The sequence below is a fragment of the Ramlibacter pallidus genome, assembly GCF_015070875.1.
In the GTDB taxonomy this organism is placed as follows: Bacteria; Pseudomonadota; Gammaproteobacteria; order Burkholderiales; family Burkholderiaceae_C; genus Ramlibacter; species Ramlibacter pallidus.
In genome coordinates this window covers 372,050-388,261 of sequence record NZ_JADDIV010000003.1, presented here as the reverse complement: position 1 = coordinate 388,261, position 16,212 = coordinate 372,050, and the positions used below count along the sequence as shown (strand labels likewise).

The 16,212-nt window shown below is 69.4% G+C and carries 16 protein-coding genes and 2 tRNA genes; 11 read left to right on the top strand and 7 right to left on the bottom strand.

Annotated elements, in window-relative coordinates:
• The first annotated feature begins 7 nt into the window (after window positions 1–7).
• The 7 genes from IM787_RS11060 to IM787_RS11030 all read left to right on the top strand — a co-directional run bounded on the left by IM787_RS11060 (window position 8) and on the right by IM787_RS11030 (window position 6,888).
• Window positions 8–955, top strand: coding sequence for a recombination-associated protein RdgC (locus tag IM787_RS11060; RefSeq protein WP_193676720.1), 948 nt, complete (start codon window positions 8–10; stop codon window positions 953–955).
• 113 nt (window positions 956–1,068) lie between these two features.
• On the top strand, window positions 1,069–1,926 hold the full coding sequence (locus IM787_RS11055; protein ID WP_193676719.1) for an STAS domain-containing protein: 858 nt from the start codon (window positions 1,069–1,071) through the stop codon (window positions 1,924–1,926).
• Window positions 1,927–1,928: 2 nt separating this feature from the next.
• Window positions 1,929–2,297: an STAS domain-containing protein gene (locus IM787_RS11050; RefSeq protein WP_193676718.1), complete on the top strand. Its 369-nt coding sequence runs from the start codon at window positions 1,929–1,931 to the stop codon at window positions 2,295–2,297.
• Window positions 2,294–3,340 (top strand): ATP-binding protein, encoded by a 1,047-nt coding sequence (locus IM787_RS11045; RefSeq protein ID WP_193676717.1) that lies wholly within the window; start codon window positions 2,294–2,296, stop codon window positions 3,338–3,340. The genes IM787_RS11050 and IM787_RS11045 overlap by 4 nt, the downstream gene beginning before the upstream one ends.
• Window positions 3,337–4,383 (top strand): sensor histidine kinase, encoded by a 1,047-nt coding sequence (locus IM787_RS11040; protein ID WP_193676716.1) that lies wholly within the window; start codon window positions 3,337–3,339, stop codon window positions 4,381–4,383. Before IM787_RS11045 ends, IM787_RS11040 begins: the two co-directional genes overlap by 4 nt.
• Window positions 4,371–4,619, top strand: a complete 249-nt coding sequence (locus IM787_RS11035) for a sensor histidine kinase (protein ID WP_193676715.1) — start codon at window positions 4,371–4,373, stop codon at window positions 4,617–4,619. The genes IM787_RS11040 and IM787_RS11035 overlap by 13 nt, the downstream gene beginning before the upstream one ends.
• A gap of 52 nt (window positions 4,620–4,671) precedes the next feature.
• Complete coding sequence (locus IM787_RS11030) at window positions 4,672–6,888, top strand: ATP-binding protein (RefSeq protein ID WP_193676714.1); 2,217 nt, start codon at window positions 4,672–4,674, stop codon at window positions 6,886–6,888.
• Between the two features lie 22 nt (window positions 6,889–6,910).
• On the opposite strand, the gene IM787_RS11025 is transcribed toward IM787_RS11030, so the two are convergent.
• The 3 genes from IM787_RS11025 to IM787_RS11020 form a co-directional block, all read right to left on the bottom strand.
• A complete protein-coding gene (locus IM787_RS11025) occupies window positions 6,911–7,309 on the bottom strand; it encodes a response regulator (RefSeq protein ID WP_227494269.1) in 399 nt (132 codons plus the stop codon).
• Window positions 7,310–7,451: 142 nt separating this feature from the next.
• A complete protein-coding gene (locus IM787_RS21665) occupies window positions 7,452–7,586 on the bottom strand; it encodes a hypothetical protein (protein ID WP_255528542.1) in 135 nt (44 codons plus the stop codon).
• A 128-nt stretch (window positions 7,587–7,714) separates the two neighbouring features.
• A tRNA-Arg gene (locus IM787_RS11020) sits at window positions 7,715–7,791 on the bottom strand.
• Window positions 7,792–7,924: 133 nt separating this feature from the next.
• On the opposite strand from IM787_RS11020, the gene IM787_RS11015 reads away from it, so the two are divergent.
• Window positions 7,925–8,461: a GAF domain-containing protein gene (locus tag IM787_RS11015; RefSeq protein ID WP_193676712.1), complete on the top strand. Its 537-nt coding sequence runs from the start codon at window positions 7,925–7,927 to the stop codon at window positions 8,459–8,461.
• A gap of 29 nt (window positions 8,462–8,490) precedes the next feature.
• On the opposite strand, the gene IM787_RS11010 is transcribed toward IM787_RS11015, so the two are convergent.
• The 4 genes from IM787_RS11010 to IM787_RS10995 all read right to left on the bottom strand — a co-directional run bounded on the left by IM787_RS11010 (window position 8,491) and on the right by IM787_RS10995 (window position 12,713).
• Window positions 8,491–8,567 (bottom strand) — tRNA-Pro (locus tag IM787_RS11010).
• 72 nt (window positions 8,568–8,639) lie between these two features.
• Window positions 8,640–10,064 (bottom strand): benzoyl-CoA 2,3-epoxidase subunit BoxB, encoded by a 1,425-nt coding sequence (gene boxB, locus IM787_RS11005; protein WP_193676711.1) that lies wholly within the window; start codon window positions 10,062–10,064, stop codon window positions 8,640–8,642.
• A 22-nt stretch (window positions 10,065–10,086) separates the two neighbouring features.
• Window positions 10,087–11,790 carry a 2,3-epoxybenzoyl-CoA dihydrolase gene (boxC, locus tag IM787_RS11000; protein WP_193676710.1) on the bottom strand — a complete coding sequence of 568 codons (1,704 nt, stop codon included), beginning with the start codon at window positions 11,788–11,790 and terminating at the stop codon, window positions 10,087–10,089.
• The gene (locus IM787_RS10995; RefSeq protein WP_193677107.1) at window positions 11,787–12,713 is read right to left on the bottom strand and encodes a helix-turn-helix transcriptional regulator; all 927 of its coding nucleotides are present in this window, start codon (window positions 12,711–12,713) and stop codon (window positions 11,787–11,789) included. The genes boxC and IM787_RS10995 overlap by 4 nt, the downstream gene beginning before the upstream one ends.
• 101 nt (window positions 12,714–12,814) lie before the next feature.
• Here IM787_RS10995 and IM787_RS10990 point away from each other — a divergent pair, with 101 nt between their 5' ends.
• The 3 genes from IM787_RS10990 to IM787_RS10980 all read left to right on the top strand — a co-directional run bounded on the left by IM787_RS10990 (window position 12,815) and on the right by IM787_RS10980 (window position 16,170).
• Window positions 12,815–13,297 (top strand): flavodoxin domain-containing protein, encoded by a 483-nt coding sequence (locus tag IM787_RS10990; RefSeq protein ID WP_193676709.1) that lies wholly within the window; start codon window positions 12,815–12,817, stop codon window positions 13,295–13,297.
• A gap of 4 nt (window positions 13,298–13,301) precedes the next feature.
• Window positions 13,302–14,873, top strand: a complete 1,572-nt coding sequence (locus tag IM787_RS10985; protein WP_193676708.1) for a benzoate-CoA ligase family protein — start codon at window positions 13,302–13,304, stop codon at window positions 14,871–14,873.
• Between the two features lie 109 nt (window positions 14,874–14,982).
• Complete coding sequence (locus tag IM787_RS10980; protein ID WP_193676707.1) at window positions 14,983–16,170, top strand: ABC transporter substrate-binding protein; 1,188 nt, start codon at window positions 14,983–14,985, stop codon at window positions 16,168–16,170.
• The last annotated feature ends 42 nt before the right edge of the window (window positions 16,171–16,212 follow it).

Below are 16,212 nucleotides of genomic sequence, written 5' to 3'. Positions count from 1 at the left end.
GGGTTCCATGTTCAAGAGCGCCTGTTTTTTCCGCATCGCCGAAGACTTCGTCCTCCCCGACCTCGACGCCCTCGAACGCGTGCTGCAGAAGGGCCGCTTCGTCCCCTGCGGCCCGACGCAGCCCGAATCGACGGGCTGGGTCCCCCCGCGCAGCAAGGGCAAGGTGCTGGCCGAGCTCGTGGGTGGCCACCTGGTGCTCAAGCTCTGCACGGAGAAGCGCGCGGTGCCCTCTTCCGCCATCAAGGCGGCCGTCGACGAGAAGATCGAACGCTACAAGGCGGAGACCGGCAACGAACGCGTCCCGGCGAAGCTGAAGAAGGAATTCAAGGAGGAGGTCCTGCTGGACCTGCTGCCGCGCGCCTTCAGCAAGCGCGCGACCACCCTGCTCTGGCTGAACCCGGCCGACCGCTTCCTGGTGGTGGACGCCGGCAGCCTGTCCGGGGCCGACCGCATCGTTTCCTCGCTGCTGGCGGCGCTGCTGGAGGTGCCGGGTGCCGGTACCGCGCTGGACCTGCAGCTGGTGCACACGCAAAGCTCGCCCTCGGCCTCCATGGCGCACTGGCTGTCCACCCGCGAGGCGCCCTGGCGCTTCACCGTGGACCGCGATTGCGAACTCAAGTCGGCCGACGAGCAGAAATCGGTGGTGCGCTATGCCCGCCACACGCTGGACATCGACGAGGTCGGCCAGCACATCGCCGCCGGCAAAGTCCCGACGCAGTTGGCGATGACGTGGAACGACCGCGTTTCCTTCGTGCTGACCGAAGCCGGCCAGGTCCGCAAGATCAAGATGCTGGACGTGGTCCTGAAGGAGGCCGAGGACGGCGCAGGCAAGGCCGACGACAACTTCGACGCCAATGCAGCGATCCTCACCGGCGAGCTGTCGGCCCTGATCCCGGACCTGCTGGAGGCGCTGGGTGGCGAGGCCACCGTCGGGGCGGAAGCCGTGCCGGCCTGAGGCCGCCGCGGTCTTCACAAAAGATAAGTCCGCCCGCGGCCGGGCGGGGCGCATACTCGCACCAGTTCACTGATCGTCCGTCTCCGATGGCTCCCTGGACCGACGGAGCAATCATGGGCCACCCCAATGCGATGGGTTCGATCCTCAAGGACAACGAACCCGCCATCCTGCGCGAGTGGGTCGACCTCCAGATGGCGGACAACAGCCGCCGCGAGATCCTGAGCGCCACCGAGGTGGGCGAGCAGTCGCGGGCTTTCCTCGCGTCGCTGTCGCTGGCCTGCCAGACGAGCTACGACGAGGGCATGCTGGGCACGCACTGGGACGACCTGCGCGCCTCCCTGAGCGACCTGTCGAAGAACCGCGCGCACGCCGGCTTCTCGCCTTCGGAAACGGCCACCTTCGTCTTCTCGCTGAAGGCGCCGCTCTTCGCGGCACTGCGCCATGCCTACGCGGCCGATGCGAAGCGGCTGAACCACGAAACGCTGCTCGCCTCCGCCGTGCTGGACAAGCTGGGCCTGCTCACCGTCGAGGCGCACCAGCGCGGCCGCGAGCAGGTCATCGCCAGGCAGCAGCAGGAACTCCTGGACCTCTCCACGCCCGTCATCAAGCTGTGGGACGGCGTGCTGGCGATCCCGCTGATCGGCACCCTGGACAGCGAACGCACCCAGACGGTGATGGAGTCCCTGCTGGAGGCCATCGTCAGCAGCGAGGCGACCGTGGCCATCATCGACATCACCGGCGTCCCGACGGTCGACACGTTGGTGGCGCAGCACCTGCTCAAGACCGTGGCCGCCGCCCGCCTGATGGGGGCGGAGTGCATCATCAGCGGCATCCGTCCGCAGATCGCCCAGACCATCGTGCACCTCGGGGTCGACCTCGGGGACGTCGCGACCCGCTCGACCCTGGCCGATGCGCTGCGCATCGCCCTGGCCAAGCGGGGCCTGCGGATCTCCGCGGCGACAGGCGCCTGAACGTGGACCGCATCGCCATCCTGAAGCTCAACGGCTTCCTGCTGGTGACCATCCAGGTGGAGATGCACGACCAGCTGGTGCTGCGGCTGCAGGACGACCTGACGCAGATGCTGGAACGCACCCGCGCCAGCGGCGTGCTGATCGACATCTCCGGGCTCGACATCGTGGACTCCTTCATCGGGCGCTCCCTGGCGCAGATCGCCGCCATCGCCCGCGTGATGAACGCGGCGACCGTGCTCGTCGGCATGAAGCCCGCCGTCGCCATCACGATGGTCGAACTCGGCATGTCCCTCGCGGGCGTGCGCACGGCGGTGAACGTCGACAAGGGCATGGTGCTGCTGCACGAAGCCGCCGGCCTCGAAGCCAGGTGACCGCCGAGGGCCGCGAGGCCTACGGCAGCACGCCCATGGACACCACCTTCGAAGTCACCGAGCAGAGCCAGGTGGCGCAGGTGCGCCGGCTGGCCGTGGAGATCGGGCGCGCGCAGGGCCTGTCCGAAGCGGACATGGGACGCGCGGCCCTGGTGGCCACCGAGGTTTCCACCAACCTGGTGAAGTACGGCAAGAAGGGGACGGTGACGCTGGGGCCTTTCTTCGACGAAGGCTCCACCGGCATCCAGCTGATCGCCGTCGACCAGGGGCCGGGCTTCGCCGATTTCCGGGCGGCGGCGCGGGACGGGCACTCCACCGGCGGCAGCCTGGGCATCGGCCTCGGCGTGATCATGCGGGCGTCGGATCTCTTCGACACCTACACGCCGCCCGCCACGCCCGGTTCCGCATTCCTCTCGCGCGTGGCGCGCCACCGGACGGCGCCCGGCGCTTCCGCGGCCCGGCTCGCGATCGGCGCCCGGCGCGCGTCGATGCGCGGCGAAGTCGAGTGCGGGGACGCCTGGATGCACGACCGCTGCGGGCGCTGGGACCGGCTGTGCATCGCCGACGGGCTGGGGCACGGCCCGCTGGCGGCCATCGCCTCCCAGGCGGCCGTGTCCGCGTTCCTCGCATCCTCCGAAGAAGACACCCCGGTGGAGATCGTCCAGCGGTGCCACGCCGCCCTGCAGGCGACCCGCGGTGCGGTGCTCGGGGTCGCGGCCATCGACCAGGCCGCCGGGCGCTTCCTGTTCGCCGGCGTGGGCAACATCACCGGGATGCACCATTCCTCGCAGGGGACGAGCCACCTGCTCTCGACCGAGGGGATCGTCGGCCACCGGATACGCAAGGTGCGCCTGGTGGAGCGCACCTGGTCCGCCGGCGATGCCGTCGCGCTGAGCACCGACGGGCTGTCCGGACGCTGGAACCTGGCCCGGTACCCCGGGCTGCTGCAGTGCCATCCGCTGCTCGTCGCCTCGGTCCTGTTCCGCGATTTCGGCCGCGACACCGACGACGCCACCGTGGTGGTGGCCAAGGACCTCCGATGAGACATGCCATCTCCAAGATCCCGGTGACGGCCCAGAACCTGGTGGAGATCCGCGACCTGTGCCGCACCGTCGGCACGCTGTTCGGCCTGGACAAGATGGACGGCACGCGGTTCATCACGGCGGTTTCGGAGATCGCGCGCAACGTCGTGCAGCATGCGCGCGAGGGCAGCGTCGCCTTCCTGCTGGAAGAGGATGGCGCGCACGGAGAACCGCAGTACGTGGTGGCGGAGATCGCCGACGGCGGCCCGGGCATCGCGGACGTGCAGGGCGCGCTGGCCGGACGCACGGCACGCGGCAGTCCCGGCAAGGGCCTCGCCAGCAGCAAGCGGCTGGCGGACCGGTTCGGCATCGTGCCGGCCCCCGGCGGCGGCACGCTGGTCAGCATCGCCATGGCCCGCAGCCGGGGCGCGGCACCGTTGCGCGGGCCCGAGATCGCAGCGCTGGTGGCGCGCCTGGTGCAGCGCCAGCCGCGCTCGCCGCTGGAGGAAGTCGAGCAGCAGAACCGCGAGATGGTGCAGGCGCTGCAGGCGCTGCAGGCGCTGCGCGAGCGGCAGGTGGAGCTCGAACAGGCCGACCTGCGCAAGAACCAGTTCGTCGCCACGCTGGCCCACGAGCTGCGCAATCCGCTCAGCACCTTGCAGATGCAGCTGTACATCCTGCGCCACAAGCCGGCGCTGCAGAACCCCGAACTGGTCTCGCACCTGGCCGTCATCGCGCGCCAGGCGCAGCAGCTGAACCAGCTGGTCAACGACCTGATGGACGTATCGCGCGTGAGCCAGGGCAAGGTCGAACTGCACAAGCAACCGACGGACGTCAACGAGCTCGTGAGCCAGGCGCTGGAGATGACCGGTGCGGCGATCAAGGCGAAGGAACACCGGGTGGACCTCATCCTCCACCCCGAGCCGCTCTGGGTCGACGTGGACTCGACGCGCCTCAAGCAGGTGTTCTCCAACGTGCTGCACAACGCCGCGCGCTACAGCAGCGAACAGGGCCTGATCGCCATCCGGGTTGGCCGGCCGAATCGCAGGCCGTGGTGGAGGTGACGGACCGGGGCATGGGCATCGCGGCCGAACTGCTGCCCCATGTGTTCGGGCTGTTCGTCCAGGGATCGAGCCAGACGGCCGGGGGGCTGGGGGTCGGGCTGGCGCTAGCGCAGCGGCTGGTGCAGGAGCATGCCGGCACGATCTCGGCCGCGAGCGACGGCCTGGGACAAGGCAGCTGCTTCACCGTGCGCCTGCCCCTGTGCCCGCCTCGCCCCGCGGCAACCTTCCTCCAGTAGCGTCGGGCGCTTCGGGCGCCTGGCCGGGCTCGGCTAGACTGCGCCGTCCACCATGCTCGCGTCCCGCCCCGCTGCCAGCATCCGCTCGCGCCTCGTCCTGCTGCTGCTGGCCCTGTGGCTTCCCGCGGTCATCGGGTTGGGGCTGCAGGCGCGCGCCGCCTACCTGCGCGAGGAAGAGGCGACGCGCGACGAGCTGCGGCAGCAGGCGTCCGCCCTCAGCTTCGCCGTGCAGGCCGAACTCGACCGGCGGCTGACGCTGGCGCGGGCCCTGGCCGCCCTGCCCGCCCTGAAGGCCCGCGACCTGCGTGCATTCGAGCGCGACGCCCGCCTGGCGGTCCAGGGCACCACCGACTCGGTCATGCTCGTGGACCGCACGCAGCAGTTCGTCTATACCGCGCTGGCGCAATCGACCGTCGTTCCGCGCCGCGCCGGATCGCTGTTCGTCGAGCGCGACATGGGTGTGTCGTTCGTGGCGAAAGGTCCGGTCTCGGGCAACCCTTCGATCGCCGTCCTGGTGCCCGAGGCGGGCACCCCGTCGCCGCAGTTCAACGTGGGCGTGCCGTTCCCGCCCTCGCGCGTGCAGGAGGTGATCGCCCAGCAGTCCTACCGCGAAGGCAGCACGGTGTCGGTGCTCGACGCCGAACAGCGGGTGATGGGCCGCAACCGGGACATCGGCCGGTGGCTGGGCATGCAGGCGTCCCACCCGGGACTGCGCGCCCTCGCCGCCCGGCGCGGGAGCGGCTTCGTGCAGACGATGACGCTCGACGGGGTGGCCAGCCTCACCTACCTGGCGCCGCCGGGGCGGCACGGCTGGACCGCGCTGGTGGCCTTGCCCGAGGCGCAGCTGCGGCAGACGGCGCAGCGCCTGGCCTTGCGGGCCATCGCCGTGTCCGCCGTCCTGCTGGCCCTCGGGCTGGGACTCGCAGCCCTCGCCGCCCGCCGCATCAGCCGGCCGGTACAGGCTCTCAAGGACGCCGCCGGCGAACTGCTGGCGCAGCGCGTGCCGGAGCCATTGCACACCGGCCTGGCGGAGGTGGACCAGGTGGGGTCCGTGCTGCACGGCGCCGGGGTGCGCGCGCGGGAGGCCGAACACGTCCTCGAGGCGCGGGTGGCCCAGGCCGTGGCGGAGGCGCGCCAGGCCGAGGCCAACCTGTTCGAAGCGCGCAAGCACGAAGCGATCGGCCGCCTGACCGGCGGCATCGCGCACGACTTCAACAACCTCCTGCAGACCATCAGCACCGGGCTGCAGGTGGTGTACCGCGCCGTGCCGGAAGGTCGCCACACGCGGCCGCTGGAGGCCGCGATGGCGGCCTGCGGCAAGGCCGCCGACCAGGTCCGGCAGATGCTGGCCTTCGGCCGCGCGCAGCAGCTCCGGGCGCAGCCGGTGGACATCGCGGACCTGCTGCTGCGCACCCGGGAGCTCACCGGCAAGTCGCTGGGCGAGCGCGTCGAACTGGTCGCCGACATCGACCCCGCGCTGCCGGCGGCGCTGGCCGATCCCACCCAGCTCGAGCTGGCCCTCCTGAACCTGGTGTTCAATGCGCGCGACGCGATGCCCACGGGCGGGACGGTCACCATCCGGGCCAGCTTGGCGCAGGAGGACGTCGGGGAGCAGGCCGGCGTCGCGCTGGTGCGGATCGACGTGCAGGACACCGGCCACGGCATGGACGCGGAGACCCTGGCGCGCGTGTTCGAACCCTACTTCACCACCAAGCCCGTGGGTGCCGGCAGCGGGCTCGGCCTCCCGCAGGTGCAGGCGTTCGCACGCCAGTCGGGCGGTGACGTGCGCATCGCGAGCACACCGGGCGCCGGGACTTGCGTCACCATGCTGCTGCCGCTTGCGCGCGGGCCGGCGGCGGCCGAGCGGCCCGAGGCTCCGCGCGAACGGCAGCCCGCGCGGCCCCTGCGAATCCTGATGGTGGAGGACGATGTGCTGGTCGCTTCCGTCGTGCCGGCCGCGCTGGAACACGAGGGGCACCAGGTCACGCTGTGCCGTACCGCGGACGAGGCCCGGGCCCTGCTGGAGCGGCAGGACTGCGCCGCCGACGTCCTGTTCACCGACATCGTGATGCCGGGGGCCATGACCGGTGTCGAACTCGTGGAGTGGTGCCGCACGCATTGCCCGGACCTGCCGGCCCTGGTGGCCACCGGCTACACCTCGCGCCCGCCGGCCGGGGTGTGGAAGGTCCTGCGCAAGCCCTACGCGGTGGAAGACCTCCTGGACGCGCTGGAGGCCTGTGCGGCGGCGGGGCGACCGTCGCAGCCTTAAGTCAGCCGGCGTTGTCGCCGTGTCAGGCCCGTGGGGCCCCGCCCTCGGGCGACAGGTCCTCCAGGCCGTCCAGCCACCGGACGAAGGCGTCAGTGTAGGCCTTGTCGAAGACTTCCTCGGCGCCCATGTCGCGGCAGTGCTGGTCGACGGCCGGGCTCACGAAGCCGCTGAGCACGACCACACGCCCCTTGGGATTCGCGCGCTTCGCGCGGGCGATCACGTTCATCCCGGTGCCTTCCGCCAAGACCAGGTCGATGATGGCGACGTCCCAGCGGTCGGGGAAGTCCTCGACCCAGAGATTCGCCTCGGCCTCCGTGGACGCCGTGCCCATCACCTGGAACCGGCCGGTGGAGCTGAACAGGTCGATGAGCAGGGAGCGCATGCGCTCGAGGTCCTCGACGATAAATACCCTGTAAGTCATCTGCTGCTGAAGCCGTACCTCCACGGAGTGCCGGACACGCCGCGAAATCGATGGATGGGCGGAGCATACGCCGGAGTTCCAGGCCCGGGGGCGCCGGCCGGCGGCGGAGCCGGGCGCGCGGTGTCCGGTCCGTTCCGGCCCATCAATGCATCGCACCTGCCGGCGGCAGGTGGATCAGGCGCTCCAGCAGCCGCTGGTGGAACATCCCCCGGTACACCCGGAACCCAGCTTCCCAGACGCAGAGGGCAGCCTCTTCCCCCCCGCTCAGGACGATCATGACGGGGCCCCCCATTCTCAACCGGACCAGGTCTCCAACGTTCATAAGCGCTTGGTGTGAAGCATTCGGGTGCCAAGCATCGGGGACGGACGACGCGAACCTTGTAGGCGCATGACGTGACAGGGGTCTGGCCTGCCCGGAGGGGATCGAACCCCCGACAACCTGCTTAGAAGGCAGGTGCTCTATCCAACTGAGCTACGGGCAGTGGGCACGGCAGCGCGGCATTTTCGCACCCTTTGCGCCCGGGCTCCTGCCGAAAACCCGCAGCTCTGGCCGGCGCCCTCCGCGCAGTTCTTCACGACCCGGCTCCCGCCAGCGGTGGCAGACTGGACGGCGGTATGACCCCAGCACCGCAGCAGTCGGTGGAGCATCCCGACTTCATCGCCATCGAGGAAGGGTTCGCCGTGGCCACGGCCGACGGCGCGCAGGACTGCCGCCTCGCGCGGCTGAGCGAACTGCTGGAGAAGGTGCGCGAACAGCTGAAGATGGACGTCGTCTTCGTCTCGCAGTTCGTCGAGGGCAGCCGCGTGCTGCGCTGGGTGCGCACCGCGGCGGGTGTCCCGGTGACCGTCCGTTCCGGCGACGCGGGCCCGCGCGAGGAAAGCTACTGCCAGAAGGTCGTCGACGGCCGCCTGCCGCAAGTGATCCGGGACGCGCGTGCGCACCCGGTGAGCGCGGCGATGCCCGCGACGCAAGCGGTCGGCGTGGGCGCCCACCTGAGCGTGCCGATCCGGCTGTCGGACGGCACCATCTACGGCACCGTCTGCTGCTTCAGCCACCGGCCGTTCCCCTGGCTGGGAGAGCGCGATGCGCAGACGCTGCGCGCGGTGGCCGACGTCGTGGCGCGCGTGCTGGAGCGGCCGCGCGTGAACTGAGGGGGAGGCGCCGGACGGCGCGGAAAGGATGGTCGGAGCGATAGGATTCGAACCTACGACCCTCTGGTCCCAAACCAGATGCGCTACCAGACTGCGCTACGCTCCGAGTGGCTGCATTCTAGCGGTCGCACGAAGAAGGCGGCCCGCGGGCCGCCTCTCCGGTTCCGAGGCACGGGGCTCAGAGCTTCACGTACTCGTATTCCACGGGGTTGGCATTGATGCCGCGGTCCGGCGGCGCGATCCAGGCGGCCATCTTGCCGGGCTCGGTGACGCGCTGCATCAGGCTCTTGACGAAGGCCACGTCGGCCTCCGAAGGCAGCCAGCCCGCCTTCTTCGCGTCGAACTCGGCCTGCGGGATCGGCTGGCCTTCCGGCGTGGTCGGCACGTTGGCCCACACCCCCACCTGGCGGCGGAAGCGCGTGGAAGGCAGCTTCAGCTCGAAGGGCACGCCGGCGCGCTTGATCGCCATGTTCCAGCGCGTCACGCCGACGTTGCAGTCCTTCACGTACTCCAGGCGCGTCACTTCGTTGATGCCGTTGCGCACGGAGACCTGCTCCTCTTTCACGCCGCCCTGCCCGTCGGGCACGTGGATCGTCATCGCCGTGTCGATCTCGCGGTGGTCGGCGAACTTGGCCTCGTCCGGCCGGCCCTTGATGCCGTTGGCGAAGTAGTTGGCCCCGTTGGACGAGGACTCCGAGCCGAACAGGTCCAGCGAGCTGGAGAACCAGAAGTTCATGAAGCGCTGGATGGTCGGCAGGTCGATCGCGCCGTGCTCGCGCACCTTCTTCCAGTCGTCGGTGTCCAGCTCCTTCATCACTTCCAGCGTGCGCTTGATGACACGGCCGACGCCGGTCTCGCCCACGAACATGTGGTGCGCTTCCTCGGTCAGCATGAAGCGCGTGGTGCGCGCCAGCGGGTCGAACGCGCTTTCGGCGAAGGACTTCAGCTGGAACTTGCCGTCGCGGTCCGTGAAGTACGTGAACATGAAGAAGGACAGCCAGTTGTCCATCGGCTCGTTGAAGGTGCCCAGGATGCGCGGCTTGTCGGCGTCGCCGCTGTGGCGCATCAGCAGTTCCTCCGCCTCCTCGCGGCCGTCGCGGCCGAAGTGCGCGTGCAGCAGGTAGACCATGGCCCACAGGTGGCGGCCCTCTTCCACGTTGACCTGGAACAGGTTGCGCAGGTCGTACAGGGAAGGCGCGGTGTGGCCCAGCAGGCGCTGCTGCTCCACCGAAGCGGGCTCGGTGTCGCCTTGCGTCACGATCAGGCGGCGGAAGGTGGAGCGGTACTCGCCGGGCACGTCCTGCCAGACGTCCTCGCCCATGTGGTCGCCGAAGCCGATCTTGCGGTTCTCTTCCTTGTCGGCCAGGAAGATGCCCCAGCGGTAGTCGGGCATCGGCGTGTAGCCGTACTGGGCCCAGCCTTGCGCATCCACGCCGACCGCGGTGCGCAGGTAGACCTCCTTGGCCTTGAAGTCGCTGGGACCCATCTCGTCCCACCAGTTCAGGAAGGCGGGCTGCCAGTGCTCCAGCGCTCGCTGGAGCTGCCGGTTGTCCGCCAGGCTCACGTTGTTGGGGATCTTGGCTTGCAGGTCGATGGTGCTCATGGTGATTCCTTCGTGTGCGCCGTCAGACGCGCTTCCAGTCGAATTTCGCCTTCTTGCCGGTGCCGAACAGCTTCAGCGCGCCGTCCTCGCCGACCGCGTTGGGGCGGATGAAGATCCAGTTCTGCCAGGCGGAGAGGCGGCCGAAGACGCGCGTCTCCATGGTTTCGCGGCCGGGGAAGCGCAGCGAGGCTTCCATGCCCGTCAGCGCATCGGGCGAGAGCGACGCGCGCTCTTCCAGCATCAGGCGGATCTCGTCTTCCCAATCGATGTCGTCCGGCGTCAACGTCACCAGGCCCAGCGCCAGCGCCTGGTCGGCGCGCAGCGGGCTGTCCTGCAGGTCCTGCAGCTGGCGGAGGGTGTCGGCGTCCTCGTTGAAGCGCGTCTGCAGCCGCGTGAGGCCGTTCACCTCGGGATAGCGGCCGAAGTTGGCGGCGTTGAGGCGCAGCGCCGGCGCGGCGTCGGGCGCGTCCGGCAGGTCCAGCATGTAGATGCGGTCGCAGGCCAGGGCGAGCTCGAAGAAGGTGCCGGCGAAGCAGGAGCCCTCTTCCACCAGCGCGATCAGCGAGCGGCTGGTGACGTCCAGGCGCGCCAGCGTGCGGCGCAGTGCGCCGAGGGTTTCGCGCACCAGCCAGTGGGACTTGTTCGCCTCCAGCGTCGCGTCAGCCTGCATCACCAGGTTGGCGTCGCCGCGCGTCTTGAGCACCCAGGTGCCGATCTCCAGTTCGTTGGTGCGCAGGTTCAGGATGGCGTCGTCCAGCTCGCGCGCCAGCTTCAGCGGCCACCAGTTCGCGCCGGCGGCGACGATCGCGTCCGCCTGGTTCTCGATCGCTGCCTTCGGCGCCTGCACCGTGAAGGTCGCGATGCGCGTGGCCCGGTCGACCTGCACGTCCACCGTCTCGTAGTGATAGCCCTGTTCGTCAATCTGCGCCCTCACCGGCGTGAGCTCGATGCCCTTCTCCGGACCGCTGCGGCTGGACTGCCCGCGCAGCGCGGCGACCTCGGCGTCCACCAGCTGGCCGAACTGCTGCGGCTTGGCGTAGGCGTCGATCAGCTTCCATTCCCGGGCGCGGTCGGCGCGCACGCCTTCGCTGGTGGTGCAGAAGATGTCCGCGAGGTCGCGGCGCACCTTGCGCTTGTCGGTCACGCGCGTCAGGCCGCCGGTGCCGGGCAGCACGCCCAGCAACGGCACTTCCGGCAGGCTCACCGTGGAGGAGCGGTCGTCGACCATCACGATGCGGTCACAGGCCAGGGCCAGCTCGTAGCCGCCGCCGGCGCAGGCGCCGGTCACGGCCGCGACGGACTTGAGGCCTTCGTTGCGCGAGGAGTCTTCCAGCCCGTTGCGCGTCTCGTTGGTGAACTTGCAGAAGTTCACCTTCCAGGCGTGCGAGGAGACGCCCAGCATGTAGATGTTCGCGCCGGAGCACCAGATGCGTTCCTTGCCGCTTTCGAATACGACGACCTTCACGGCGGGGTGCTCGAAACGGATGCGGTTGACCGCGTCGTGCAGTTCGATGTCGACGCCCAGGTCATAGCTGTTGAGCTTGAGCTTGTAGCCGGGCTTGATGCCGCCGTCCTCGTCGATGTCCAGCTTCAGGCGGGCGACATCGCCCTCCACCAAGAGCGTCCAGTGGCGGTAGCGCGAGGGATGCGTGGCGAAGCTCACCAGCTCGCGTTCTTCTCCGGCCAGCGTCTGCTTGAACAGCAGCGGTTCGGTCATGGCGTTCATCGGGTCTCCAGGGTGGTCGGTTGCGCGGCGGGCACGGCCCGCTCGAGGTCTCTGAGGGATTGCTTCACGCTGCGGGCGGCGGTGTCCACCACCGCGTCGGCGCGGGCATAGAGGGCTTCGCGGCTGGCGAGGATGCGGCGGATGTCCTCCAGCGCCTCGCCCATGGCGCTGCGCGTGACTTCGCCGTCGTCGCCCTGCGTGTTGAAGGGACGCATGTCGCCCTGGGCGACCACGCGGCTCATGTGTTCTTCGGGGTTGGCCTTGACCCACACGCAATAGAAGTGGCTTTGCAGCAGGTCGAAGGTCTCGCGCTCGCTGACGATGCTGCCGCCGGTGGTCATCACCACGCCGTCCGCATGCTCCTCGGCGATGCGCAGCAGGGCGCGGCGCTCGTAGCGGCGGTAGCCGGCCTGCCCATGCAGCAGCAGGATCTCGTTCATGCTGGTGCCCGCCTCGCGCTCGATCTCGCGATCGAGCTCGATGAAAGGGACGCCACGCTGCTGGGCCAGCTGCGCGCCGAGCGTGGTCTTGCCGGCGCCGCGCAGGCCGACCAGGGCGATGCGTTGCTCCCTGCCCTGCGCGTCGTCCATGCCGAAGCTGGAGGCCAGCACGCCGTAGGCCTGGTCCAGCTGGTTGTCGTCCAGCCGCCCCAGCAGGGTCTGGATGCGCGCCAGCGCGGGTCGTGGCGCGTCCTGCAGCAGGTCGAGGATCGTGATGTTCAGGGCGTGGGCGGCGGCTTCCAGCGAGAAGATGGAGACGTTGCCCTTGCCGCTCTCGACGTCGGCCAGGAAACGCTCCGACAGGCCGGAGTCGGTGGCGAGCTGCTTGCGGGTCATGCCGCGGCGCGCCCGCCAGGCACGCACGCGGGCGCCGAGCTCCGCCACGAGGGCGGCGCGGGTGTCGGTATCGGTCATCGTCTGCATGCTGGCGGCGTTTTCGGGCAAAACCTTGCGCTGGATCAAGATTGCAGTATACTTCCGTCAACTTCTCTGTCAAGCAGTTTACTGCATGTGATCGGAACCACATGAAGCTCAAGATCCTCGTCGGCACCATGACCAGCACGGCCGACTACGTCGCCCAGGCCATCCAGATGGACTGCGCGGACCTCGTGGACGACATCGAGGTGCTGATGATGGATGGCCAGGACATCTCGGTCTTCGACGAAGATGCGCTATACCTCATCTGCTCGTCGACCTACGGCTCCGGCGACGTGCCCGACAATGCCCGCGCGCTTTACGAGTCGCTCGACGCCGCCCCCAGGTTCCTCGGCCACGTCCGTTATGGCGTGATCGCGCTGGGCGACCGCACGTACATGCAGACCTTCTGCTTCGGCGGCAAGAAGTTCGACGAGCGCCTGCAGGGCCTGGGCGCGCAGCGCATCGGCGAGGTCTGGTGCCACGACGCCAGCGCGGGCACCATGCCGGAGGAACTCGGCACCGCGTGGTGCCGCGAGTGGCTCGAGAAGGAAGCCATCCCGGCGATGCAGAAGGACAAGACGGCCGCCTGAGACCATGCACCTGAGCCACGCCGACCACAGCACCAGCCCGCCGCGGGTGGAGATCCCGCGGGACTACAACGCGGCCCATGACCTGCTGCAACGGAACGCGGCGCGGCCCGACAAGGTGGCCTTCGTCGATGCGACGACCGGCGACACGCTGACCTACGGCCAGCTCGCCACGCGCTCGCACCGGCTCGCGGCCGCGATGCGCGCCCAGGGTTATGCGCCCGAAACCCGCGTGATGCTGGCGATGCTGGACACGCTGGAGTGGCCGGTCGTGTTCCTGGGGTGCATCCTCGCCGGCGTGGTGCCGGTGGCGGCGAACACGCTGCTCACCACGAAGGACTTCGAATACATGCTGCGCGATTCGCGCGCGCAGGCCCTGTTCGTCTCCAAGGCGCTGTTGCCGACGTTCGAGCCGCTGGTCGGCCGGATCTCCACGCTGCGGCAGGTGTTCGTGGCCAGCGACACCGGCGAACATTCGGTGGCGCATCTCATCGCCTCCGGGCCGGACACGCCCGAAATCGCAGGCACCTGCTGCGACGACCCCTGCTTCTGGCTCTATTCCAGCGGCTCCACCGGCGCACCCAAGGGGACCGTGCACCTGCATGGCCACCTGGTGCAGACGGCGGAACTGTATGGCCGCGCGGTCCTGGGCATCCGCGAGGAAGACGTCGTGTACTCCGCGGCCAAGCTGTTCTTCGCCTATGGCCTGGGCAATGCGCTGACCTTCCCCATGAGCGTGGGCGCCACCACGGTGCTGCTGCCCTCGCGGCCGACGCCGACGGACGTGTTCCGCGTCCTGCGGGATTTCCAGCCCACCATCTTCTACGGCGTGCCGACGCTGTACGCCGCGTTGCTGGCCGACGCCGCCCGGCCGAAGAAGAGCGAGCTGAACCTGCGCGTGTGCACCAGCGCCGGCGAAGCCCTGCCCGCCGACATCGGCCAGCGCTGGACCTCGGAATACGGCGTGGAGATCCTGGACGGCATCGGCTCCACCGAGATGCTGCACATCTTCCTGTCCAACCGCCCCGGAAAGGTGCGCTATGGCACCACCGGCCAGCCCGTGCCCGGCTACGAGCTCCGCATCGTCGGCGACGACGGCCGCGAGTGCGGCCACGGCGAGATCGGCGAGCTGCAGATCAGCGGACCGAGCGCGGCGCTGATGTACTGGAACAACCGGGCGAAGACGAAGGCGACCTTCGCCGGCGAGTGGACGCGCAGCGGCGACAAGTACACGCGCGACGCCGACGGCTACTACACCTACGGCGGCCGCAGCGACGACATGCTCAAGGTGGGCGGCATCTACGTCTCCCCCTTCGAGGTGGAGGCCTGCCTGATGACGCATGACGCCATCCTCGAGGCGGCGGTCATCGGCGTGGCGGACAGCGACGGCCTCGTCAAGCCGAAGGCTTACGTGGTGCTGAAGTCCGGCCGGCAGGCGACGGCGGAGGACCTGCAGGCGCACGTGAAGTCGCGCCTCGCGCCCTACAAGTACCCGCGCTGGATCGCCTTCGTGCCCGAACTGCCGAAGACGGCCACCGGCAAGATCCAGCGCTTCAAGCTGCGCGCGGCGGCGACCTGAGGGAAAGCCATGTGGCGGGGGCCGGCCCGGGTCGGTCAAAATGCTTCAGGCCTCAACAATCAGAAAACCTGACCGCCCCGCGACCGGGCGATTCAATGAAGGAGCACACATGACCACCCGCCGCCTCGTCCTGTCCCGCGGTGCCGCATTCGTCGGCGCCGCGTCCACCGGCCTGCTGCTGCCGCAGATCGCCCGTTCGCAGTCCAACAAGATCCGCGTGGGCTTCATGCTGCCCTACACCGGCACCTTCGCGCAGCTGGGCGTCGCCATCGAGAACGGCGTGCGCATGGCCATCGCCGAAAAGGGCGGCAAGCTGGGGGGCCGCGAGATCGAGTGGTTCAAGGTGGACGACGAGTCCGAGCCTTCCAAGGGCGTGGAGAACGCCAACCGCCTGGTGCAGCGCGACAAGGTCGACGTGCTGATCGGGACGGTGCACTCCGGCGTGCAGATGGGCATCCAGCGCGTGGCGCGCGAGTCCGGCGTCCTGAACATCATCCCCAATGCCGGCGTGCATGCCGCCACGCGCGGCCTCTGCGCCCCGAACGTGTTCCGCACCTCCTTCAGCAACAGCCAGCCCACGCGGGCGCTGGGCAAGCCGATGATGGACAAGGGCCTGAAGCGCACGGTGTGGATCACCTGGAAGTACGCGGCGGGCGACGAAGCCTTCGAGGGCTTCAAGGAAAGCTACACCGCCGCGGGCGGCACGATCGTCAAGGAACTCGGCCTGCCGTTCCCGAACGTGGAGTTCCAGGCACTGCTCACCGAGATCGCCTCGCTGCGCCCGGACGCGGTGGCCTGCTTCTTCGCCGGTGGCGGCGCGGCCAAGTTCATCCGCGACTACGCGGCGGCGGGCCTGAAGGACCGCATCCCGCTGTGGGGTTCGGGCTTCCTGACCGAAGGCGTGCTCGACGCCGCCGGCCCGGCCGCCGAAGGCATCATGACCACGATGCACTACGCCGACTCGCTGGACACGCCGCGCAACAAGCAGTTCCGCACGGCCTACGCCACGCAGTTCAAGATGCAGCCGGACGTGTACTCCGTGCAGGGCTACGACTCCGGCCTGCTCCTCGCGCAGGGTCTGGCGGCCGTGAAGGGTGACATGGGCAACAAGCCGGCGCTGTACAAGGCGCTGGAAACGCAGGTGATCGACAGCCCGCGCGGCAAGTGGTCCATGAGCAAGTCGCACAATCCGGTGCAGGACATCTACCTGCGCCGCGTCGAGAACAAGGACAACAAGGTGATCGGCATTGCCGCCAAGGCACTGGCCGATTCCGGCGCGGGCTGCCGGATGGCCTGAGGCGCATCGCGCCTCGCCGCAGGGAGGTTTCGGCCTCCCATT